General features: G+C 63.5%; 20 protein-coding genes. 14 read left to right on the top strand and 6 right to left on the bottom strand.

From position 1 onward, the window contains the following. Nucleotides 1–263: 263 nt before the first annotated feature. The 4 genes from F1002_RS07950 to F1002_RS07935 are packed head-to-tail and all read left to right on the top strand — an operon-like array spanning nt 264 to nt 2,768. Nucleotides 264–1,061 (top strand): thioredoxin family protein, encoded by a 798-nt coding sequence (locus tag F1002_RS07950; RefSeq protein ID WP_150428472.1) that lies wholly within the window; start codon nt 264–266, stop codon nt 1,059–1,061. 17 nt (nt 1,062–1,078) lie between these two features. Further along, nucleotides 1,079–1,720, top strand: a complete 642-nt coding sequence (locus F1002_RS07945; RefSeq protein WP_223879502.1) for a cytochrome b/b6 domain-containing protein — start codon at nt 1,079–1,081, stop codon at nt 1,718–1,720. Beyond that, a complete protein-coding gene (locus tag F1002_RS07940; RefSeq protein ID WP_223879501.1) occupies nt 1,717–2,475 on the top strand; it encodes a molybdopterin-dependent oxidoreductase in 759 nt (252 codons plus the stop codon). Before F1002_RS07945 ends, F1002_RS07940 begins: the two co-directional genes overlap by 4 nt. Nucleotides 2,476–2,522: 47 nt before the next feature. Continuing rightward, the gene (locus tag F1002_RS07935) at nt 2,523–2,768 is read left to right on the top strand and encodes a pentapeptide MXKDX repeat protein (protein WP_150428470.1); all 246 of its coding nucleotides are present in this window, start codon (nt 2,523–2,525) and stop codon (nt 2,766–2,768) included. 101 nt (nt 2,769–2,869) lie between these two features. Here F1002_RS07935 and F1002_RS07930 read toward each other — a convergent pair whose 3' ends face one another. Together F1002_RS07930 and F1002_RS07925 are read right to left on the bottom strand one after the other, a co-directional pair. Beyond that, entirely contained in the window at nt 2,870–3,784 is a 915-nt protein-coding gene (locus tag F1002_RS07930) for a hydrogen peroxide-inducible genes activator (RefSeq protein ID WP_150428469.1), read from the bottom strand. Continuing rightward, entirely contained in the window at nt 3,781–4,488 is a 708-nt protein-coding gene (locus F1002_RS07925; protein ID WP_150428468.1) for a pseudouridine synthase, read from the bottom strand. The genes F1002_RS07930 and F1002_RS07925 overlap by 4 nt, the downstream gene beginning before the upstream one ends. A 23-nt stretch (nt 4,489–4,511) precedes the next feature. Between F1002_RS07925 and F1002_RS07920 the strand changes: the two genes are divergently transcribed. Continuing rightward, nucleotides 4,512–4,982 (top strand): SRPBCC family protein, encoded by a 471-nt coding sequence (locus tag F1002_RS07920; RefSeq protein WP_150428467.1) that lies wholly within the window; start codon nt 4,512–4,514, stop codon nt 4,980–4,982. 71 nt (nt 4,983–5,053) lie between these two features. Here F1002_RS07920 and F1002_RS07915 read toward each other — a convergent pair whose 3' ends face one another. Then, the gene (locus F1002_RS07915; RefSeq protein WP_150428466.1) at nt 5,054–5,611 is read right to left on the bottom strand and encodes a hypothetical protein; all 558 of its coding nucleotides are present in this window, start codon (nt 5,609–5,611) and stop codon (nt 5,054–5,056) included. A gap of 178 nt (nt 5,612–5,789) precedes the next feature. Between F1002_RS07915 and F1002_RS07910 the strand changes: the two genes are divergently transcribed. The 4 genes from F1002_RS07910 to F1002_RS07895 all read left to right on the top strand — a co-directional run bounded on the left by F1002_RS07910 (nt 5,790) and on the right by F1002_RS07895 (nt 9,391). Continuing rightward, a complete protein-coding gene (locus F1002_RS07910) occupies nt 5,790–7,412 on the top strand; it encodes a cell wall metabolism sensor histidine kinase WalK (RefSeq protein ID WP_150428465.1) in 1,623 nt (540 codons plus the stop codon). Continuing rightward, entirely contained in the window at nt 7,409–8,122 is a 714-nt protein-coding gene (locus tag F1002_RS07905; protein ID WP_150428464.1) for a response regulator transcription factor, read from the top strand. Before F1002_RS07910 ends, F1002_RS07905 begins: the two co-directional genes overlap by 4 nt. Nucleotides 8,123–8,191: 69 nt before the next feature. Beyond that, a complete protein-coding gene (locus F1002_RS07900) occupies nt 8,192–8,950 on the top strand; it encodes a hypothetical protein (protein WP_150428463.1) in 759 nt (252 codons plus the stop codon). A 78-nt stretch (nt 8,951–9,028) separates the two neighbouring features. After that, nucleotides 9,029–9,391, top strand: coding sequence for a GlpM family protein (locus tag F1002_RS07895; protein WP_223879500.1), 363 nt, complete (start codon nt 9,029–9,031; stop codon nt 9,389–9,391). A gap of 64 nt (nt 9,392–9,455) precedes the next feature. Here the strand turns inward: F1002_RS07895 and F1002_RS07890 are convergent, their stop codons facing one another. Next, nucleotides 9,456–11,078, bottom strand: coding sequence for an ABC-F family ATPase (locus tag F1002_RS07890; protein ID WP_150428462.1), 1,623 nt, complete (start codon nt 11,076–11,078; stop codon nt 9,456–9,458). A 148-nt stretch (nt 11,079–11,226) separates the two neighbouring features. On the opposite strand from F1002_RS07890, the gene gshA reads away from it, so the two are divergent. From gshA to F1002_RS07865, 5 genes are all read left to right on the top strand, one after another. Next, nucleotides 11,227–12,519, top strand: coding sequence for a glutamate--cysteine ligase (gshA, locus tag F1002_RS07885; RefSeq protein ID WP_150428461.1), 1,293 nt, complete (start codon nt 11,227–11,229; stop codon nt 12,517–12,519). Continuing rightward, nucleotides 12,519–13,538 carry a glutathione synthase gene (gene gshB / locus F1002_RS07880; RefSeq protein ID WP_150428460.1) on the top strand — a complete coding sequence of 340 codons (1,020 nt, stop codon included), beginning with the start codon at nt 12,519–12,521 and terminating at the stop codon, nt 13,536–13,538. Before gshA ends, gshB begins: the two co-directional genes overlap by 1 nt. Continuing rightward, nucleotides 13,523–14,563 carry an FAD:protein FMN transferase gene (locus F1002_RS07875; RefSeq protein WP_150428459.1) on the top strand — a complete coding sequence of 347 codons (1,041 nt, stop codon included), beginning with the start codon at nt 13,523–13,525 and terminating at the stop codon, nt 14,561–14,563. Before gshB ends, F1002_RS07875 begins: the two co-directional genes overlap by 16 nt. Nucleotides 14,564–14,770: 207 nt before the next feature. Then, nucleotides 14,771–19,084 (top strand): response regulator, encoded by a 4,314-nt coding sequence (locus F1002_RS07870; protein ID WP_150428458.1) that lies wholly within the window; start codon nt 14,771–14,773, stop codon nt 19,082–19,084. A gap of 23 nt (nt 19,085–19,107) precedes the next feature. Further along, complete coding sequence (locus tag F1002_RS07865) at nt 19,108–20,244, top strand: two-component system response regulator (protein WP_150428457.1); 1,137 nt, start codon at nt 19,108–19,110, stop codon at nt 20,242–20,244. Between the two features lie 25 nt (nt 20,245–20,269). Here the strand turns inward: F1002_RS07865 and dtd are convergent, their stop codons facing one another. Together dtd and gyrB are read right to left on the bottom strand one after the other, a co-directional pair. Further along, nucleotides 20,270–20,722: a D-aminoacyl-tRNA deacylase gene (gene dtd / locus F1002_RS07860; protein WP_150428456.1), complete on the bottom strand. Its 453-nt coding sequence runs from the start codon at nt 20,720–20,722 to the stop codon at nt 20,270–20,272. A gap of 38 nt (nt 20,723–20,760) precedes the next feature. Further along, nucleotides 20,761–23,250, bottom strand: coding sequence for a DNA topoisomerase (ATP-hydrolyzing) subunit B (gene gyrB / locus F1002_RS07855; RefSeq protein WP_150428455.1), 2,490 nt, complete (start codon nt 23,248–23,250; stop codon nt 20,761–20,763). Nucleotides 23,251–23,263: the final 13 nt, after the last annotated feature.

The raw sequence follows: 23,263 nt of genomic DNA, 5'->3' as shown, positions 1-23,263 counted from the left end.
GGCGGTTCGAACCGCCGTATGCCCGTACGCTCTGCGCGCGTGATGTTCTGCCTGTTTCCGGTCAAGACAAGCATTTCGCACCTCATACCATCGTTTCTTCAAGCATTTCCGGCATCTCGCCCGGAAACCAGCCATCACCCGATCGGCTACGCCCCTAAAAAAATATATCCAGCCGTGTAAGAAAAACGGCGATGCGGCGACTAAGCGTGTACAGGCATGTGCCACGAGGGTGCATCGCCCGATACGACGAAAGGTTCAAGACCATGAAACGGGGTTTACGACACAGCTTGCTTGGCAGCCTGGCATTCGGTGCCGCATCGGCAGCCATTGCGGCAGCACCGGCCTGCACGGCGCATAGCCCCGAACATCGCGTCGCGCTGCTGGAACTGTATACGTCGGAAGGGTGCAGCAGTTGCCCGCCCGCCGACCGCTGGCTGAGCGCTGCGCGCCAGCGCGCCGATTGGGCCGGCCGCGTGGTGCCGCTGGCGCTGCACGTCGACTACTGGGATTACATTGGCTGGAAGGATGCCTTCGCCAAGCCGCTGTTTTCGGCCCGCCAGCAGGAACAGGTGGCTGCCGCCGGCAATACCGTTGTCTATACCCCGCAGTTCTTTGTCCAGGGCCGGAGCTGGCGTTCGGCCAAGCCCTCGTCCGACCTGGATGCCGCTTTACAGGAGGCCGCGCGCAAGCCGGCCGGCGCCGACGTGTCACTGACCTCGCAAAAGACGGAGGGACGCAGCCTGTCGGTACGCCTCGAAGTACGCCTGAAGCCGGGACAGGACGCCGCTGCGGTGTATGTCGCGCTTTACCAGAACGGCTTGACGACATCGGTGCGGGCCGGCGAAAACCAGGGAGCCACCCTGCGCCACGATTACGTGGTGCGCGAATGGATCGGTCCGAAAATCCTCGCATCCGGGCAGGTTTTGAACGAGACGGTACGCCTCGCACTTCCCGAGGGAGCCGCCGCATCCGACCTGGGCATCGTCGCCTTCGTGCAGAACCCTCGCAGCCGTGACGTGTTGCAAGCCCTGTCCTTGCCGCTGTGCGCGAGCCAGTCATGAAGCAGGAGGTGCCGACCATGTCCGATTCCCGCACCGGGCGCCTGCCCGCCGCGCCGACGATACACGGCAGGATCGTCCGCCTCACGCACTGGGTCAATGCGCTGGCCTTCCTGATCCTGCTGCTCAGCGGCTGGAAAATCTATAACGCCTCGCCCGTCTTCGCTTTCCGCCTGCCCAACGAACTGACCCTGGGTGGGTGGCTGGGCGGTGCGCTGCTCTGGCACTTCGCCGCCATGTGGCTGCTCGCGCTCAACGGCCTGCTGTATCTCGGCCACAGTTTCCTCAGCGGCCATTTCCGCCGCAAGCTGTGGCCGGTGTCGCCGGCCGCCGTCTGGGCCGACATCCGCGCCGCCCTGAGCGGTCGCCTGGCGCACGACGACCTGTCAGTCTACAACGCTGCGCAACGCGCCGCCTATATTGCACTCATCCTCGGCATCGTCCTGCTCGCCCTGTCCGGGCTGGCAATCTGGAAACCAGTGCAACTGGCGCCGCTGGTCCAATTGTTCGGCGGTTTCGACACGGCGCGTGTCGTGCATTTCGTCGCCATGGCGCTGACCCTGGCCGTTACCGCCGTCCATGTCCTGATGGTCGTGCTCGTGCCCAGGACGCTGCTCGCCATGTTGATCGGCCGTTTGCCGACGGTCAGGAGCCCGCAATGATCAAACTCAAGATGGGCGAACGTTTCGCCACCCTGCGCAATCGCGAAATAGCCAGCCTGGAACGCCGTCTCTTCCTGCGCCAGGGCCTGTCGATGGGTGCCCTGTCGCTGCTCGCCGGCTGCAACGTGACCGACGAGGCAGGCATCGAGAATGCCCTGCGCAAGATTTCCTCGTGGAACGATACGGTGCAGGCCAAGCTGTTCGACCCCAAGCGTCTGGTCGAGGAATACCCGGCTTCTGCCATCGTCCGTCCCTTCCCGTTCAACGCCTTCTACGACGAGGACGGTATTCCGGCTGTTTCGGCGGCGGATTTCAGTCTCGAACTGGCCGGTCTCATCCGCGACCGCAAGCCGTGGAGCCTGGCCGAGTTGTACGCACTGCCGCAAGTCACGCAGACGACGCGCCATATCTGCGTCGAGGGCTGGAGCGCCGTCGGCCAATGGACCGGCGCGCCGCTCCGTCATTTCCTGGAACGGGTCGGCGCCGACACCTCGGCCCGTTACGTCGGCTTCAAGTGCGCCGACGACTATTACACCAGCATCGACATGGCAACGGCCCTGCACCCGCAGACGCTGATGGCCTTCCGCCAGGATGGCGATGTTTTGCCCGCGCCGAACGGTTTCCCGCTGAAGATCCGGGTGCCGACCAAGCTGGGCTTCAAGAACCCGAAGCATGTCCGGGCGATTTTCGTGACGAACGAATACCCCGGCGGTTATTGGGAGGACCAGGGCTACAACTGGTTCGCCGGTTTATGATTTTTTGTCGTGTGTTTGTTTTTTCTTATTGATACAAGGAGCTTGAAATGAAACTGTTTTCCCTGATCGCTGCCGCCGCCCTGTCCCTCGGTGTTGCCTCCGTGCATGCTGATGAAATGAAGAAGGATGCCATGGCCAAGGATGGCATGAAGAAGGAAGCCATGCACAAGGACGGCATGAAGAAAGACGGCATGGCCAAGGATGGCATGGCTAAAGACGGTATGGCCAAGGACGGCATGCACAAGGACGGTATGGCTAAAGATGGTATGGCCAAGGACGGCATGAAGAAGTAATTCCGCCTAGGCGGTTCAAGTCGCCAGTGCCGGGCCGGCCACCAAGCCGGCCCTTTTTTGTGCACGCAGCACAACATGGCCCCCCGGTTCCACGTGGAACTTCAGCGCGTTGCGGTGGCTCCGGGAAGCGTGCAGGAGAGCAAAGCCGCGCGCACTGCGTCGATGGCTTGCGGGCGGGGGAAAGTCACGCGCCAGACGAGTCCGACGGTACGTTTGGGTTGTACCCCGGCAAAGGGCAACACCTTGACCAGCGGCTCCTTGGTCATCAGCGGATCGGCTGCGGTGCTGGGCATGACGGCCACACCGGCGCCGCTGGCGACCATGTAACGGATGGTTTCAAGCGAGCTGCCTTCGAGCGAATGTTCGAGGGCATCCGGCGCACTCAGGCGCGGGCAGGATTCCAGGACCTGGTCGCGGAAACAGTTCCCCTGGCCAAGCAGCAGCAGATTCTGGCCGTCCAGTTCGTCGCCATTGACCTCGCTGTGCGAGGCCCAGGAGTGGCTGGCCGGAACGACGACGCGGAAAGGTTCGTCGTAAACCGGCTGGGCAACCAGACCGGGTTCACTGAACGGCAGCGCAATGACGATGACGTCGAGTTCGCCGGCCTTGAGCGCGGGAATCAGGTTGCCCGTAAAGTCTTCCTTGAGGAACAGCGGCATCTTGGGTGCCTGTTTGTTCAGGGCCGGAATCAGTTGCGGCAGCAGGTAGGGCGCGATGGTGTAGATAATGCCGACACGCAGTTGCCCGCTCATCGGATCGCCGGTGGCTTCGGCGATCTCTTCCAGTTTGACCGCCTCGTCGAGCACCCGGCGCGCCTGGGCGACAATGCGCTCGCCCAGCGGCGTGATGCGGACATCGTTGGCGCCGCGCTCGAACAAGGGAGCGCCAATCTGACCCTCGACCTTCTTGAGCGCGACCGACAGAGTCGGCTGGCTGACATGGCAGGCATCCGCAGCCCGACCGAAATGGCGCTCGCGCGCCAGGGCAACGACATAGCGCATTTCGGTCAGGGTCATTTCACGTATCCCAGTTTTTTCAGGTCGTCGGCCGACAGCCAGCGCCATTCGCCGGGCTTGAGGTCGGCCGGCAGGGTCAGCTCGCCGACCGCCGCACGATGCAGGGCTTCGACCCGGTTGCCGGCGGCGGCAACCATGCGCTTGACCTGATGGTATTTGCCTTCGGTAACGGTCAGGCGCAACAGGTTTTCCCCGGCGATTTCGGCTCCGGCAGCGGCAATCGGCTCCGGTTCGTCATTGAGCAGGACGCCGGCGAGCAGTTGGTCGATCTGCGCCTGATCCAGCGGATGCTTCGTGGTCGCCAGATAGACCTTCGGCACCTTGCGCCTGGCCGACGACAGCTGGTGGTTCAATTGCCCGTCGTCGGTGATCAGCAGCAGGCCGGTCGTATCCTCGTCGAGACGGCCGATCGGCTGGACCTCGCGTTCGCGCAGCTGAACCGGCAGCAATTCAAGCACCGATGGATGATGCTGCGGCTTGCGCGAGCATTCGTAGCCGGCCGGCTTGTTGAGCATCAGGCAGGCAAATTCCGCGTAGGGCCAATCGACCCCATCGACCGAAAAGACCAGGCCTTCGGTCGGAATATCGGCAAAGGGATCGTCGCAGATTTCGCCATTGACGGCGACGCGTTCGTTGCGGATCAGCGCCCGGCATCCCTTGCGCGTGCCAAAGCCGTGTTTCTGGAGGAGTCGTTCGAGTTGCATGGCTGGAATGCTAACATCGGGCCATGAATTTCGAACATCTCATCCAGATCAACGACCTGCAGAATCCGCTGATTGCCCCGCTCAGCCGCGACCAGCTCTGGCAGGGCCTGCTCCACCGCGTCGACGATGCCGTTCCTTTCCTGCCCGGGCTGGAAAGCTGCACCATCGTCGAACGCCATGCCGACCACCTGCTGCGCAAGCTCGACTTCGGCGCGGCGGTCATCCATGACCGGGTCACCCTGCTGGAACGGCAGTGGGTTCGCTTCGACATCCTGCCCAGCGAGCAGCACGCCGGCGGCAGCCTGACCATTTCCATCGAGGAACCGGAGCCGGATGCCCTCTTCCTGCGCTTCGCCTATGCCACCAGTTTCGGCAACACCCCGAACTCGGAAGATCGCGCCTACATCGACTACGTCAAATCGGCCTACCACCAGTCGGATGTCGATTGCGTCACGATCATCCGCACGCTGGCAGCCCGCGGTACGCCGCAATAGACAGTCCGGCCCGGATTGAGCAAAGCCCGTCAAGGCGGGCACCTTGCCCGACCTGACGGTCACTCCCCGACTCAGCTGCCGGCGTATTCCAGCGACGAGTGATGCACGACGATGCGCAAGCTGCCGGCGTCGTCCTTGACGAATTTCCAGGTCTTGTCGACCGTGGTGACCTTGCCTTCCTTGCCGGTGAAGCTGACCTTGCCCATGGTCGTGGCGCTGTTGCCGGCAATGAAAATGGCGTTGTTGGCCACTTCGCACTTGGTCCACCCCTTGAGCGCGAAACCGCTATCCTTCGGGAATGCCGGATCGCCGCCAACGAAATAGGACAAGGCACCGGCCCGTGTCGGACGGAAGGTCTGCGGATTCACCGTCAGCGTCGGCTTGAACAGCACGGCGCCCATCTGGTAGCCATAGGCGCTGTCGATCACCTTCTCGGCAAGGGCCTTGGCGGCAGGTTGGCCGGACTTGGCATAAGTGGCGCCAATGTCGAGCAGCGCCTGGCACCAGCCCTGCTGGGCGGCTTGCACTTCGGCCTGGGTGATGGCCTGATTGACGACGATAGTCTGGGATTGGGCCAGGGCGGCGCCACCGAAACAGAGCATCGCGATGGCAATTGACGTACGCTTCATGTTGCAAACTCCTTTGGGGGTTACGGTTGCTTCAACAGGCATGACACCGCATGCCGACCCCTCTATTTCAAACGTTGCAGTTGAATCCAGCCTGAGCGAAAGATGAGAAATACAGATCGCCTTGATGAACGCCAGATGAACGATTGTGTGCGCCGCAACCGATACGGAGAATAGACCGATGTTTCGACTCCGCCTTACCTTCGTTCTCGGCCTGATTGCCGCAGTCATCGTCCTCGCCGCCCTGCTCGCCGCCATGTCGCTGGTCGCCATCGAACATCAGGTTGTGCGCGGCCGCGTGGCCAGCGACATTGCAACCAGCTTCATTCAGCTATCCGCCCAGAAACAGCGGCTGCGTACCTGGGTCGCCCAGATGCAGCAGGGCACGCAGGCCGACCTTGCCCAGCGCGACGAACTCGAGACGGCGATGCAGGGGACGGTCCAGCGCCTGAAAGTGCTGGTCGAACAGGCGATACAGCTCGACGGCAGCGTCGAAGCCCGCGAAGAACACCTGCGGCGCGCCGAAGCGCTGGCGGTCCTGGAACGTAGCGTCACCGCCTTGATCAAGTCGGTCGACGAAGCCAGGCCGCTGGTCAACAACACCGACTGGCGGTCCGCCTGGGCTGCCCATTCGCGGGTATTCGACGTCGCCGACGGCTATGACGTGCGCCGACTGGTGGCCGAGAACATTGCCCGCGAATCGGCTGCCGTCCAGCGCGAACGCGCCGCGGCGGATGCCCGTCTGGCGGTCGTGCGCTGGTTATGGCTCGGCGTCGCCGGTGCGCTGGGTATCGTGACCTTGATCGCCCTCTTCTACTTCGGCCGCGAACTGAGGCGGCCGCTGCAACTGCTCAGCGAAGGGGCCGATGCCCTGCAGGCGGGAAAGCTGAGCCATCGCATCCCGCTCTCGGGAAACGACGAGTTTTCCGAAGTGGCGCGCAGCGTCAACGCGCTGGCTGCCGAACTCGAGGAGCACCGGCAACGCGAATCCGCCCAGCGCCAGCAGCTGGAAGAACAGGTAGCGGCGCGGACCGGTGAACTGGCCGATGCCCTGACCGCGCTGCGCGAGGCGGATAGTCGGCGGCGACGGCTGTTTGCCGATATCAGCCACGAACTGCGCACACCGACCACGGTCATCCGCGGCGAAGCGGAAATCACCTTGCGCGGCGTGGATAAGCCGGCCATCGAATACCGTCAGGCGCTGGCTCGTATCGTCGACACCGCACGCCAGCTCGGCTCGGTCATCGACGATCTACTCAGCATGGCCCGCAACGACATCGACTCCCTGTCGCTGCGCCGCATACCCGTCGATATCGACGAACTGGCTACCGAAGCCGTTATCCAGGCCGGCCCGCTGGCCGAACAACAAGGCGTCAGCCTGATCGGCCCGCCCCGCATGACGGGTGGTCATGTGGTGCAAGGCGACCCGCTGCGGCTGCGCCAGCTCCTGGGCATCCTGCTCGACAACGCAACGCGCTACTCCAGCACCGGCGGCCGTGTCCGGGTCGAGGTGCTGACCCAGGAACGCGAGGCGCACCATCCGGCCCGTGTGCTGCTGACCATTGAAGATGAGGGCATCGGCATTCCGCGGGAAGAACTGCCCCATGTATTCGACCGGCATTTCCGGGGCACGCAGGCCCGCCTGCACAGTACCGAGGGCAGCGGGCTCGGCCTCAGCATCGCCCAGGCGCTGGCCCAGGCGCACGGCGGCAGCTTGATACTGGAGAGCGGCGCCAGCGGTACGCGTGCCATGCTGAGTCTCCCCGTTGCGCAACAAGAGATGCTCGAAGGAGAGCTTGCATGAACATCCTGGTCATCGAGGACGATCCGCGTATCGCCGATTTTCTCGGCCGTGGCTTGCGGGCGGAAGGACATCGCGTGGAAACGGCCGGTGACGGCATCAGCGGCCTGAGTTCGGCGCGCAGACTGGCGCGGGAATGCGCCACGGAAAGGCAATCCGCCGTCATCGTGCTCGACCTGATGCTCCCCGGAACCAGCGGGCTGGAGATATGCCAGACCCTGCGCGCCGAAGGTGTGGCCCTGCCCATCCTCATTCTCTCCGCGCTCGGGGCCGTGGAAGACCGTGTCGCCGGTTTGCGCCTGGGTGCGGATGACTACCTGCCCAAACCCTTCGATTTCGAAGAACTGCTGGCCCGCCTGGAGTCGCTGGCCCGACGCGGCAGGGATGTCCAGCGCACGACGCCCAACCGCCTGCAGGTAGCCGACCTGGTGTTCGACCGCGAACGCATGCAGGCCACGCGCGGCGGCAGCATACTGCAGCTGACAGCGAAGGAACTCGCACTGCTCGAACTGATGATGAGCGCCCCGGGCCGGCTGTTCAGCCGTGAACGCATCCTTGCCAACGTCTGGGGCGTCAGCGAGGACCCGCTGACCAATGTCGTGGACGTCTACATCCGCCGCCTGCGGGCCAAAATCGACCATGCGAGCCACGATCCGCTGATTCACACTGTCCGTGGCCTCGGCTACCGCCTCGAAAGCATTGCAAATCGATAAGCGTGCAACGGCTCCGCCGATTTGCGACACTTCCCCCCTTGCCATCGCCCTGAAACGACACCGATCATCATGAACAAACTCAATGCCGAGCGACACCGCCTCTTCGGCCTGCCGGGCAAGCCGGTATCGGCCGATGGGACCCCGGGGGGCAGTCCGGAGGCACCGCGAGGGCATCGTCTGCTCCGGCTTGCTTTCCGCCGCCCCGGCGACTGGGAACGGGTGGCCATCATTTTTCACGCCACCCAGGACGATCTGGAACTCCCCGCTCCCCCCGTTTCGGTCGATGGGCGAGGCTTCTGCCTGTGGTTTCCGCTGGCTCAAGCCGTCTCCCGGGAACAAGCAAATACCTTCCTGACCTGCCTGATCGCCCGCCATGCCGCCGATCTTCCTTCCGATCGCATCGAGGCAGAGGCCGTTGACGCGGTTGAACTGCCGCCGGCACGAGTGGCCGGCGACGACCGGTGGAGCGCCTTCATCGATCCCGGCATGGGCAGCCTGTTCATCGACGAGCCGTGGCTGGAGATGGCACCGACCCCGGACAAGCAGGCCGAACTGCTGGCCGGTTTTTCGGAAATCAAAGCGGAGGAATTCGAACGCGCCCTTTCCCGGCTCGCACCGGCCTCCCCCCGAACACTGTCCGCGAGCGACACGCCGCGTCACGAAAGCGCTCCCGCTGCCGACGGCAAGCTGAGCCTGAATGGCCCGCATGCCGATCCGCAGAGCTTCCTGCTCGCCGTCATGAACGACCCGAACGCCAGCCCGGCCCTGCGGGTCGAGGCCGCCAAGGCCTTACTGCCTTACTACCCGCCAGCCAAGCGCCCCGGCTGATCGCCTATCGCCGGAAGAGACCGAAAGGAAACCGGCTGCCCGCAAAAGCAATAAAGGGCGTACAGTTCGCAGCCTCGCTTGCTCTCTCCCATCTCGACCGTGATGCTCTTCGCCAAAAGCCTGCTGGGTGCGCTGGCCGTTCTGGTCATCACCCTGCTCGCCGGCAGCCGCCACTTCTATATCGCCGGTCTGGTACCGCTGTTCCCGACCTTCGCACTGATCGCCCACGCGCTCGTCGGACAGGAACGCGGCCCGGAGGCGCTGCGTGAAACGGCCTTGTTCGGATTGTGCGCCCTGCTCCCTTATGCCGCCTACCTGGTCGCGGTATATATCCTGGCGCCCCGCCTCAGCCTCACCTCGACCCTGCTCGCTGCAACGGTGATCTGGATAGCTGCCGCAGCACTGCTACTGGCCGTGTGGACGCGCCTGCACGGCACATGAAAAAGCCGAAGGCAATTGCCTTCGGCTCGCGCAAACATGGTGCCCCGCAGGGCACAACCGGGGCTTACTCGACGCCCTGAGAGGAAAGATAATCCTCGTAACCGCCGAGGTAATCGACAATCGTACCGTCACCCTTCACTTCGAAGACGCGGGTCGCCAGCGACGAGACGAATTCCCGGTCATGCGACACGAAAATCAGGGTGCCGGGGAATTTTTCCAGGCCCGAGTTCAGCGCTTCGATGGATTCCATGTCGAGGTGGTTGGTCGGCTCGTCCATCACCAGCACATTCGGCTTTTGCAGCATCAGCTTGCCAAACAGCATGCGGCCTTGTTCGCCACCGGAAATGACATTGACCGATTTCTTCTGTTCGTCGCCGGAGAAGAGCAGGCGGCCCAGGGTGCCACGGACCAGGGTTTCCAGATCGCCGCCCTCTTCGACCGAAGCACGGGCGTAGCCGACGATCCAGTCGGTCAGACTTTCGCCACCGGCAAACTCGGCGCTGTGATCCTGCGCGTAGTAACCGGGCTTGGCCTTCTCGGCCCACTTCAAGGTACCGAACTGCGGCTGCAGCTCACCCATCAGCAGCTTGAGGAAAGTCGTCTTGCCGACGCCGTTCTCGCCGATCACGGCAATGCGTTCGCCGCCGTTGATGGTCAGGGTCAGGTTGTTGAAAATCTTGCGCTCGCTGCCCGGATAGGCGAAGGACAGGTTTTCGATTTCGACGGCCTGGCGGTGCAGCTTCTGCTTGTCGTCGTGTTCGAAGCGAATCCACGGGTACTGGCGGGAGGACGGCTTGACGTCTTCCGGCTTCAGCTTGTCGATCAGCTTCATCCGGCTGGTCGCCTGCTTGGCCTTGGAGGCGTTGGCCGAGAAGCGGCGGACGAAGGTCTGCAGTTCGGCGATGCGTTCCTTGGCCTTGGCGTTGGCCTGCGACAGGCGTTCGCGGGCCTGCTGCGCGGCTTCCATGAAGTCGTCGTAGTTGCCGGCGTAGGTGGTGATCTTGCCGTAGTCCAGATCGGCCATGTGGGTACAGACCTGGTTCAGGAAGTGGCGATCGTGGGAGATGATGATCATCGTCGAATCACGATTGTTGAGCACGTCTTCCAGCCAGCGGATGGTATTGATGTCCAGGTTGTTGGTCGGTTCGTCGAGCAGCAGGATGTCCGGGTTGGCGAACAGCGCCTGGCAGAGCAGCACGCGCAGCTTCCAGCCCGGCGCGACCTCGCTCATCGGGCCGTTGTGCCGTTCAGTCGGAATGCCGACACCCAGGAGCAGCTCGCCGGCACGGGCTTCGGCCGTGTAGCCGTCGTATTCGCCGACTTTGCCTTCGAGTTCGGCGGCGCGCATGTAATCGTCTTCGGTGGCTTCCGGGTTGGCGTAGATGGTGTCGCGTTCCTGGATCGCCGCCCACAGCTCCTCGTGGCCCATCATGACCACGTCGAGCACGCGCATGTCTTCGTAGGCGAACTGGTCCTGGCGCAGGTAGGCCATGCGCTCATGGACGTCCTTCGAGACGTTGCCGGCCGACGGCTCGAGCGCGCCGCAGAGGATCTTCATGAAGGTCGACTTGCCCGCCCCGTTGGCGCCGATCAGGCCGTAGCGATAGCCCTCGCCGAACTTGACGTTGACGTTCTCGAACAGGGGTTTGACCCCGAATTGCATGGTGATGTTGGCGGCGACGAGCACGGTGATTCCGATCTGCGAATAGCGGTAAAGCGAAAGGGCGAATTTTACCTGTTTTCAACGGTTTGACCGCGCACGGAAGCCCCCTATTTGTGCACTGCGGTGTAAGATTTGCAGCCACAATAAAAATTTTCCGGGAAAGAGACAGCACATGGTTCCCCACCTCACCACGGCCCTCACCGGGCCGCTCCTCGAACTGGAACGCCGCTTCCTGGCCGCCAGTCCGCAAATCGAGCACTGGCTGCGCGGCCAGTGGCTGGAACACACGCCGCCCTTCTATTCGTCGGTCGACCTGCGCAATTCCGGCTTCAAGCTGGCGCCGGTCGATACCAACCTGTTCCCCGGCGGCTTCAACAACCTCAATCCGGCCTTCCTGCCGTTGTGCGTGCAGGCGGCGATGAGCGCCATCGAGAAATTCTGCCCGGATGCGCGCAGCCTGCTGCTGATCCCGGAAAACCACACGCGCAACCAGTTCTACCTGCAGAACGTGGCGCAGATCGCCGCCATTCTCAAGCAGACCGGCCTGACCGTGCGCATCGGCTCGCTGCTGCCGGACATCGACAAACCGACGACCATCGACCTGCCGAACGGCCAGCAACTGCTGCTCGAACCGCTGGTCCGCACCCCCTACCGCCTCGGCCTGGACGGTTTCGATCCCTGCGCCATCCTGCTCAACAACGACCTGTCGGCCGGCATTCCGCCCATCCTGCAGGGCCTCAACGAGCAGGTCGTACTGCCGCCGGTGCATGCCGGCTGGGCGGTGCGCCGCAAGTCCAACCACTTCGCCGCCTACGACCAGGTCGCCAACGACTTCGCCAAGGCCATCGGCATCGACCCGTGGCGCATCAACCCGGCCTTCTCGGTCTGCCGCAGCGTCAATTTCCACGAACGGCAAGGCGAGGAATGCCTGGCCGCCAACGTCGCCGCGGTGCTCGACATCGTCAAGGAAAAATACCGCGAATACGACATCGACGAGACGCCCTACGTGGTCGTCAAGGCCGACGCCGGCACCTACGGCATGGGCGTGATGACCGTGCGCGATGCCGACGAGGTCATCGCCCTGAACCGCAAGCAGCGCAACAAGATGAGCGTGATCAAGGAGGGACTTGAAGTCTCCGAGGTCATCATCCAGGAAGGCGTGCATTCCTTCGAGACGGTCGGCGAAGGCGTCGCCGAACCGGTCATCTACATGATCGACCGCTATGTCGTCGGCGGTTTCTATCGCGTCCATACCGGCCGCGGCAAGGACGAGAACCTCAATGCGCCGGGCATGCACTTCGAGCCGCTGGCCTTCGAGACCGGCTGCAACCTGCCGGACTATCGCTGCGGCAATCCCGATTCGCCGCCCAACCGCTTCTACGCCTACGGCGTCGTCGGCCGCCTGGCCTGCCTGGCTGCCGCCATCGAGCTCGAGCGCACGGCACCCGAGACCGACGAGGACTGATGGCGCAGCAGCTGCATTTCGAGAAGCACCTGCTCGGCGGCAGCAGCCGGTCGCTGAAACTGGCCTTCATCGTCGATCCGCTGCCCGAGCTGAAGGCGTGGAAGGATTCGTCGGTGGCCATGATGCGGGCCGCCGAAAAACACGGCCACGAGGTCTACGCCATCGAGGCCCGGACGCTGGGCTGGCGCAAGGCCGACACGACCCATACCGGCGGCGTGTCGGGCGAGGCCCTGCATCTGCACCTGCGCCCCGACGATCACGACTGGTACCGTGAAACCGGCCGCGAATGGCTGCCGCTTGCCGCCTTCGACGCGGTTGTCATGCGCAAGGACCCGCCCTTCGATTTTGAGTACCTGACCGCCACCTGGCTGCTCGAACGAGCCGAAGCCGACGGCGTACGCATCTTCAACCGGCCGCGCGCCCTGCGCGACCATTCGGAAAAGCTGGCGATCATGGAGTTTCCGGACTTCGCGCCGCCCACCCTGGTCAGCCGGGAGATGGCGCAACTCCAGCATTTCATCGACGAGGAGCGTGACGTCATCCTCAAGCCGCTCGACGGCATGGGCGGCAGCCAGATCTTTCGCGTGCACCGCAACGACCCCAACCGCAACGTCATTCTGGAAACGCTGACCCACCAGGGCGCCCGCACGATCATGGCGCAACGTTACCTGCCGGAGATCACCCACGGCGACAAGCGCATCCTGCTCATTGCCGGCAAACCGGTGCCGTGGTGCCTGGCGCGCATTCCCAAGGCCGGCGAGACGCGCGGCAACCTGGCCGCCGGCGGTACCGGCGTTGCCCAGGAATTGTCCGGCCGCGACCGGCAGATCGCCGACGCGCTCGGCCCCATCCTGTTCAAGCGGGGCCTGATGCTGGTCGGCATCGACGTCATCGGCAACCATCTCACCGAGATCAACGTCACCAGCCCGACCTGCATGGTCGAGATCCGCCAGCAGTCGGGATTCGATGCCGCCGGCGCCTTCATCACCGCCCTCGAACACGCATGCGGATTGTCGTAACGCGGTTCCTGTTCGTCCTGCTCGCCGTACTCCTGACCGCCTGCAGCCGCACCCCGCTGCAGGAGCAACAGGCCTATGTCTTCGGCACCCGGGTCGAGGTCATCGTCGTCGGCGACGATCCGGCGCAGGGCCGCCAGGCCATTGCCGCCGTACTGCGCGAATTCGACCGCCTGCATCGCGCCTACCACGCCTGGCAACCGTCGGAACTGAGTGCCCTCAACGAGGCCATCGCCGCCGGCAAGCCGCACACCGTCACGACCGAACTGGCCGGCTTCGTCCGCGAAGCCCAGGCGCTGGCACAACAGGGCGATAACCTGTTCGATCCCGGCATTGGCCGCCTCATCAAGCTATGGGGTTTCCAAGCCGACGAATTCAAGGCGGAACTGCCGCCCGAGGCCGAGATCAAGACCTGGCTGGCCGACCGGCCGTCGATTGCCGACATCGCCGTCGACGGGAATATCGTCACCAGCCGCAATCGCCACGTCGCCCTCGACTTCGGCGGCTACCTGAAGGGCGTCGCCCTCGACCGTGCAGCCACCATCCTGCGCGACATGGGCATACGCAACGCGCTGATCAACATCGGCGGCAACGTCATGGCGCTGGGCAGCAAGGAAGGCAAGAAGTGGCGGGTCGGCATCCAGCATCCGCGCCAGCCCGGCCCGCTCGCCACAGTGACCCTCGACGACGGCGAAGCCATCGGCACCTCCGGCGATTACCAGCGCTTCTTCGAAGTCGACGGCGAGCGCTACCCGCACCTGCTAGACCCCCGCAGCGGCCACCCCGCCGCCCATACGCAGGCGGTGACGGTACTGATTCCCGCCGGCCCCAGGTCCGGCACCCTGTCGGATGCATCCTCCAAGCCGGTGTTCATCGCCGGCGCTGCGGGCTGGCGCGAGATGGCTCGCCAAATGGACGTCGGCCTCGTGCTGCGCGTCGACCGCGACGGCCGCATCTTCGTCAGCGAGGCCCTGAGCCGGCGCCTGGAATTCATCGGGAAAGTACCCGACACAATCGTCGTCCGCTAAGGCACGACTTCCCGAAAACCCGGAAAAAGCGGCCTTTCCCGTGCAGCAAGCCCGGGCAATGGCGGCCCGGAACCCTACGCCCATCGCATAATTTGTTGACATGGGAATACGCCCACCGTATATCTCGACACAAAGTCGCCACAGAATAAATTTCGAGGCCTCCGGCGACAGGCCGCTATCGAGAAAACGACACGAGGGGGGGAAGGGATGCTGCGCAGCGTTTCCTTCAGGATGCCGGGATTTGCGAACAGCCTGATCATGCGTATCGGGCTGCTCATTCTGCTTGCCCTGATCGCATTCGCGGCCGCCCTCTACCAGCTGATCGGCATGCCGACCGTCGACCGCCTGGCCAGATCGCAGATGGAGCTGGCCGCCGGACAGCTCGAGGCCCGTTACACCCGACTCCTCAAGACGGTCGAAGTCACCTTGCGCAGCAGCCAGGGCTGGGGCAGGAACAGCGATCTCGATCTTGACGGATTGCTGCGCTTCAACGAGTTCTTTTTCCCGATCATCGCCCACCATGGCGAGATCACGTCAGTTGTTTTTGCGCACGAATCCGGGCGCGAAATTCTGTTGCTGATGACCAAGGAAGGCCGCTGGATCAACCGGATCTCCAATCCGGAGGCGTGGGGAGCCCAGACCTACTGGATCACCTGGGATACCAACCGGCAGATCGAGCGCGTCGAGATGCGCGAGCGCCACTACGACGCCCGCGAACGGCCCTGGTTCAAGGGCGCGCTGGCGCTGTCCGACGACAACACGGTGTTCTGGACGGAACCCTACATCTTCTTCACGACCCGCGAACCCGGCGTCACGGCCAGCATGCGCTGGCAGGCAGCCGATGGATCGAGCTACGTGATCGCCCACGACGTCCGGCTGATCGACATCGCCGAGTTCACCACCCAATTGGATATCAGCCCGCGGGGCAAGGCCGCGCTCTTCCTCAAGGAGGGCCGGATGATCGCCCTCCCCAACGATCCGCGCTTCACGGATCGGCAGTCCATGCAGGATGCGCTGCTCAAGACACCGGAGGAACTCGGCTTTCCCGAGCTGGCCAGCGCCTTCCAGGCGTGGCAGGCCGAGCCGAATCCGGCCCAGGGCGTACATCGCATCGCACATGCAGACGGCCGCTGGATCAGCCTTTTCAGGCCGATCAAGGATACCGGGATATGGCTTGGTGCCAGCGCGCCGGAAAGCGACTTCATCCCGATCACCAGGCAGGACTTGCTACTGCTTGGCCTGATCACCCTGTCGGCGCTGGCGCTGGGGATGATTGTCGCCATCCGGATCGCCAAGCGCTTCGGCGAACCGTTGATCGCGCTGGCCAACGACAGCATGCGGATCGGCGACATGGACCTGGATGCCCCGGTCACGACCGCTGCCCGCTGGCGGGAAGTCATCCAGCTCGCCGCGGCCCTGGACGTCATGCGCCAGCATCTGCAGAGCGCCCGCCGGGAGCAGAAAGACGCCAACAACGCGCTGGAGCAGAAAGTTTCCGTCCGCACCCAGGCATTGCGCCAGAATCAGGAAATCCTTGAGAAACGGGAAGCGTTCTTCCGCGCCATTTTCGACAACGCGGCCGTCGGTATCGTCAGCCTCGACCGCGAGCGCAAGCCGACACTGATCAACCGGGCTTTCGCCCGCTTCATCGATCAACCGATGGAGCCGTTGCTCGCCCGCCCCGACAGCATCGAACTGCCGGTCGATATCCAGCGCCGGATGGACGATCTGCTGAACCAGGAGCGGCACGATGGCCGGCAAAGCCTGCGCAATGAATTTGAATTCGTCACCCGGGGAGGCGAATCGCGCTGGGGCGACGTGCAGCTGACCGCCATCCGCCAGGGCGACGGCGAACTCGACTCGATCCTGGTCACCGTTCTCGACGTCACGGATCGCCGCGAAATCGAAGCTGAACTGATCCGCCAGTTCGCATTGCTTCAGGCGATGCTCGATACCATTCCCAACCCGATTTTCTACAAGGGGACCAGCACCCGCTTTCTGGGCTGCAACAAGGCCTACGAATCGTTTTTCGGCATCCAGCGCCGGGATCTGATCGGCAAAAGCGTCCTCGAACTGACCTATATTCCGGAAGAAGCCCGCCTGGCCTATCAGGCCGAAGACGAGCACATCATTGCCGAATGCGCCCGGGTAAGCCGCGAAGTGCAATTGGTCGACGCCGAAGGCCGTTTGCGCGATGCCCTCTACTCGGTCAGCGGCTTCAGCGCCCAGGATGGCCGGCCGGACGGGCTGGTCGGCGTCATTGTCGATATCTCGGCACTGAAGGAAGCCGAGCGCGAATCCGGCCGGGCGCGCGAGGCGGCAGAGGCGGCCGCCGCCGCCAAGGCCGATTTCCTGGCCAACATGAGCCACGAAATCCGCACCCCGATGAACGCCATCATCGGCATGACGCACCTCGCGCTGCGAACCGAACTGGACGCACGCCAGCGGAACTACCTGAACAAGGTCGACAATGCCGCCAAGGGGCTGCTCGGCATCATCAACGACATCCTCGATCTCTCCAAGATCGAGGCCGGGATGATGCACTTCGAATGCGTTCCCTTCAGTCTCGACGCCACCCTGCGCCATCTCGGCGACCTGTGCGGCGTGAAGGCCCGCGACCGCGGGCTGGAACTGATCTACGACATCGCTCCCGGGGTTCCCGATCGCCTGCTCGGCGACCCGCTGCGCCTCGGACAGGTCTTGCTCAACCTGGTCGGCAACGCCATCAAGTTCACCGAGGTCGGGGAAATCAAGGTCGCCGTCTCCGCGGCCTCGCGCGGCGAAAATGGGCTCGAACTTGCCTTCGAGATCATGGATAGCGGCATCGGGATGACCGTCGAACAGCAGGAAGGGTTGTTTGCCGCCTTCACGCAGGCCGACGCGTCGACCACGCGCAAATACGGCGGTACCGGGCTGGGGCTGTCCATCTGCAAACGCATCGTCGACCTGCAAGGTGGCACCATCGGCGTGCGCAGCCAGCTCGGGGTCGGCAGTTGCTTCACCTTCCGTCTCCCGTTCGGCACCCCGGCTGGCGAGACCGAAGCACCCCGGCGCATGGGATTGCCGAACGGCCTGCGGGCGCTGGTCGTCGACGACAGCCCGGGCACCTGCGACGTTTTTCTGCACATGCTGCACATGCTGGATATCGAAGGCGATGCCGTAGCCGGCGCCGAGCCCGCCCTCGCCGCCCTCGCCAGCGCGCAGAAGGAGAATCGTCCCTACGGCCTGCTCATCGTCGACTGGAAGATGCCCGACGTGGATGGCGTCGAATTGCTCGGCCAGATCGCTCTAGAGCAGGCCGATCAGTCGCCGGCAATTGTCATGGCGACCGCCTACGACCGGGAGGAACTGCAGGCGGCACTGGGCGAAAGGCAAGTCGGCGCCATCCTTGGCAAACCGGCAACCCCGTCGACGCTGTTCGACGCCATCATGGAAGCCCTCCATCGCGACGCCGGCAACCGGGAGGTGCCCGCCAGCAGGCCGCGCGCACCAAGCCGATTTTCCGGCCAACGCGTGCTGCTCGTCGAAGACAACGAAGTCAATCGGGAGCTGGCCGAGGAAATGCTGAGCAGCATCGGCCTCCATGTGGAAACGGCTGAAAACGGCCAGATTGCCCTCCAGAAGGCAGGGCTCACCCCCTACGATCTGATCCTGATGGATTGCCACATGCCGGTCATGGACGGCTACACCGCCACCGAAGCCATACGCCGGCTGCCCGGCACCCGCCACCTGCCCATCGTCGCCATGACCGCCAACGCCCTGGCCAGCGACCGGGAACGCTGCCTGGCCGTCGGCATGAACGATCACATACCGAAGCCCATCGACATCACCCTTCTTCACGACACCCTGGCCCGCTGGCTGGGCCAACAAGCATCCATCGCACGCGAAAGCCCCCTCGAAAACGAGAATTCCCGGACCACATCGCCCGCTGGCGACAGTTGCATCGATATGGCGGCCGCCTTGTCCCGGCTCGGCGGCAACCGGGCCCTGTACAACCGCCTGCTCGGCCGTTTTTGCGACAACCAGGCCGATGCTGCCAGCCGACTGCTGGCCGACCAGGCCAACGGCAATATCGATGCCATGCTGCTCCGCGCCCACACCTTGCGCGGCCTCGCCGGCAATATCGGCGCGCACGCACTGGCCGGACAGGCAGGCGAACTGGAAGGACAACTCAAGCGCGGCCTCGCCGTCGGCCATCCGGACATCGATGTGCGGTTGAAAACCCTGGCCGAACACCTCGCCACCGTCATCGTCCAGGCCCGCGAAATCCACAGCCAGACATCATCTGTGGCGGCGCCACCGGTCGACGAACTGGCGGCCGATGCGCTATCCAATCTGCATCGCCTGTTGGACAATGACGATGCTGCCGCCGTACAGTCCTTCGACGACATTGCCATACGGCTCAAGCAGTTGTTCGACCCCGTGCTGGTCGACCAACTGGCCCGTCAGATCAATCAGTATGCCTTTGAGGACGCAAAGGAAACACTGCATCAGATGACCACCCACCAGAACAACACCTGACCTGCCAAAGAGAGTCGCCAGCCATGTCCCCCCTTCTGCCCAAACAATGCGTGCTGGTTGTCGATGACAGCCCGGACAACATCGAACTGCTCAGCGAAGTGCTGCGCGACGATTATCGCGTCCGGGTTGCCACCTCCGGTGAAAAGGCCTTGAAGATCGTCTATTCCGACGAACCGCCCGATCTGATCCTGCTCGACATCATGATGCCCGGCATCAGCGGCCTGGAAATCTGCCGGCGCCTGAAGACGAACCCCGACCGGCGGCGCATTCCGATCATCTTCGTCACCGCGATGGGCAGCACCGAAGACGAGCAGCGCGGCCTCGACACCGGCGCCGTCGACTACATCACCAAGCCGATCAGCCCACCCATCGTCAAGGCGCGGGTACGCACCCATCTGGCCCTCTATGACCAGTCGCGGGAACTCGAGCGCATGGTCCGCCAGCGCACCCTGGAACTGCTCACCACCCGCCAGCAGATCATCAGGCGCCTCGGCCGCGCTGCCGAATTCAAGGACAACGAAACCGGCAACCACGTGCTGCGCATGAGCCACTACGCCCGCCTGATCGCCTTGGCGCACGGCATGGGGGAAGAAGCGGCCAACATCATCTTCAACACGGCGCCGATGCACGACATCGGCAAGATCGGCATCCCCGACGCCATCCTGCTCAAACCGGGCAAGCTCGACCCAGCGGAATGGGAGGTGATGTATCGCCACCCGGTGATGGGTGCCGAGATCATCGGCAAGCACGACAACGAACTGCTCGAAACCGCCCGCATCATCGCCCTCACCCACCACGAAAAGTGGGACGGCAGCGGCTACCCGCAACGCCTCGCCGGCGAAGCCATTCCGCTGGAAGGGCGTATCGTCGCCATCGCGGACGTCTTCGATGCCCTGATGTCGGTTCGTCCCTACAAGGCCGCAGTCAGCCTCGAAGCCGCCCTGCAGTACTTCGACGAGCAGAGCGGCCGCCATTTCGACCCCACCCTGATCGCCGCCTTCAAGTCGGCATTGCCGGAAATACTGCGCATCAAGGAAATCTACGCCGACGAAAACGGCGCCCTGACCGACCTGGAATTCCACATCAAGGAAATCTACCACCACAAGGACAGCCCGCCGGGCTATCCGGCGATCATTGCCAGCACCCAAACCGGGCTCTGATGAACACGTTTGTACCGATTGGCAATCAATCGGGGTTGCGAGAATCCACCGCGATGGTCACCGGCCCGTCATTGACCAGCGCTACCTGCATGTCGGCGCCGAAAACACCGGTCGGCACCGGCTTGCCCAGCTCGGCCGAAAGCCTGGCGACAAAGCGCTCGAACAACGGCCCCGACACCTCACCCCGCGCCGCGCGGCTCCACGACGGCCGGTTGCCCTTTCTGACCGAGGCGTAGAGCGTGAATTGCGAAACGGCGAGAATCTCGCCGCCGACCTCCTGAACGCTGCGATTCATCACGCCCGCCTCGTCGGAAAACAGGCGCATGCGCACCAGCTTGCCGGCCATCCAGTCGAGATCGCTCTCGCTATCGTCAGCCTCGAAACCGGCCAGCACCAGCAACCCCTTGCCGATGCTTCCGGACACCTGGCGATCAACCGTGACCGACGCCTCACAGACGCGCTGAACTACGACGCGCATGCCCGAACTCCGCCTCCAGCCTTTCTTAGCAAGAATTCCTAGATATCGATCCGCGCATTGAGCGCATTGGTTTCGATGAATTCCCGGCGCGGTTCGACGTTTTCGCCCATCAGCGTGGTGAAAATTTCGTCGGCGGCGATGGCGTCGTCGATCTGCACGCGTAGCAGGCGGCGCACCTTCGGGTCCATGGTCGTTTCCCACAGCTGCTCGGGGTTCATTTCGCCCAGACCTTTGTAGCGCTGCTTGCTGATGCCGCGCTCGACTTCGTTGAGCAGCCACTTCATGGCGTCGCCGAAGTTGGTGACGACCTGCTTCTTCTCGCCGCGGGCCATCACGGCACCTGCGCCGAACAGGTCGGACAGGGTTTCCGCCGTACGCTTGAGCTGTATAAAGTCGCCGGAGAGCAGCAAATCCTCGTCGATCAGGCCTACCTTCAGGTTGCCGTGGTGCATGCGCTCAATGCGCAGAATCCAGCGTTCCTGTATGTCGTCGAACTTGGGCACGATGCGGGTTCCGGCAGCAATCCTGCCGGCGATCAGGTCGGCGCTGGCGCGTGCCTTCTCTTCGGAGGAGAGATCGATCGCCAGGTTGTGGCGCACGATGGATTGCAGGACCTCGGGGTTGATGATGTGCGACAGGCGTTCGATCACCGCTTCGGTGGCCAGCCAGGAGCGTGCCAGTGCCTCCAGAGCGGGGCCGCTGATGCCCTCGGCGCCGGCACGCGGCGTCAGGACGGCTTCATCCAGCGCCATGTTGAGCAGGAACTGGTTGTATTCCTGGTCGTCCTTGAGGTAGCGCTCGGTCTTGCCGTGCTTGACCTTGTAGAGCGGCGGCTGAGCGATGTAGATGTAGCCGCGGTCGACCAGTTCCGGCATCTGGCGGTAGAGCAGGGTCAGCAGCAGGGTTCGGATGTGCGCACCGTCGACGTCCGCGTCGGTCATGATGATGATGCGGTGGTAACGCAGCTTTTCGACGTTGAAATCGTCCTTGCCGATGCCCGTGCCGAGGGCGGTGATCAGCGTGACGATCTGTTCGGAGGAGATCAGCTTATCGAAACGCGCCTTCTCGACGTTCAGTACCTTGCCGCGCAGCGGCAGGATCGCCTGGAACTTGCGGTCGCGGCCTTGCTTGGCGGAGCCGCCGGCCGAGTCACCCTCGACGATGTAGATTTCGCACAGCGCGGGGTCTTTTTCCTGGCAGTCGGCCAGCTTGCCGGGCAGACCGATGCCGTCCAGGACACCCTTGCGGCGGGTCATTTCGCGGGCCTTGCGAGCCGCTTCGCGAGCGCGGGAAGCTTCGACGATCTTGCCGCAAATGGTCTTGGCGTCAATCGGGTTTTCCAGCAGGAAATCTGCCAGCTTCTGAGCCACGACTTCTTCGACCGCCGGGCGGGCTTCCGAGGAAACCAGCTTCATCTTGGTCTGCGAAGCGAACTTGGGGTCAGGCATCTTGACCGACAGAACGCAGGCCAGGCCTTCGCGCATGTCGTCGCCGCTGATATCGACCTTGGCCTTCTTGGCGATCTCGTTTTCGTCGATGTACTTGTTGATGACGCGGGTCATCGCGGCACGCAGGCCGGTCAGGTGGGTGCCGCCGTCGGATTGGGGAATGTTGTTGGTGAAGCAGAGCACTTGTTCCTGATAGGAATCGTTCCACTGCATCGCCACTTCGACACCGATGGTGACGCCGTTGTCGCTGGCACCCTGGCCTACCTTGGCCTCACCGGCCGAGTAGAAAATCTTGGGGTGCAGGACCGACTTGGTGCGGTTGACGTACTCGACGAAGCTTTGCACGCCGCCGGCGAAGGCGAAGAGTTCTTCCTTGCCGGTGCGCTGGTCGACGAGCTTGATCGAGACGCCATTGTTCAGGAAGGACAGCTCGCGCAGGCGCTTGGCGAGAATTTCGTAGTGGAATTCGACATGGCCGAAGATTTCCTCGTCGGCCAGGAAGTGCACTTCGGTGCCGCGTTTTTCGGTTTCGCCGATGACTTTCAGCGGCGAAATCTCGACGCCGTCGCGGGTTTCGAGCACGCGGTCCACCGGCACGCCACGGCAGAATTCCATGAAGTGCTTTTTGCCATCGCGGCGAATGGTCAGGCGCAGGAACTTGGACAGTGCATTGACGCAGGAAACGCCGACACCGTGCAGACCACCGGACACCTTGTACGAGTTCTGGTTGAACTTGCCGCCAGCGTGCAGTTCGGTCAGCGCGATTTCAGCCGCCGAGCGCTTCGGCTCGTGCTTGTCGTCCATCTTGACGCCGGTCGGGATGCCGCGGCCGTTGTCGATGACGGAAATCGAGTTGTCGGTGTGGATGGTGACGATGATGTCGTCGCAATGCCCGGCCAGCGCTTCGTCGATGGAGTTGTCGACGACTTCGAAAACCAGGTGGTGCAGGCCGGTACCGTCGGACGTATCGCCGATGTACATGCCGGGACGCTTGCGCACGGCCTCCAGACCTTCAAGGATCTGGATGCTGGATTCGCCATAGGCCGGCGAGGCGCTTTGCGGGACGTTCTCTTCACTCATTGTTTTGGTTCCA

It is taken from the genome of Dechloromonas sp. CZR5, from assembly GCF_008711155.1.
Taxonomy (GTDB): domain Bacteria; phylum Pseudomonadota; class Gammaproteobacteria; order Burkholderiales; family Rhodocyclaceae; genus Azonexus.
This window is presented reverse-complemented; position numbering and strand designations above follow the sequence as displayed.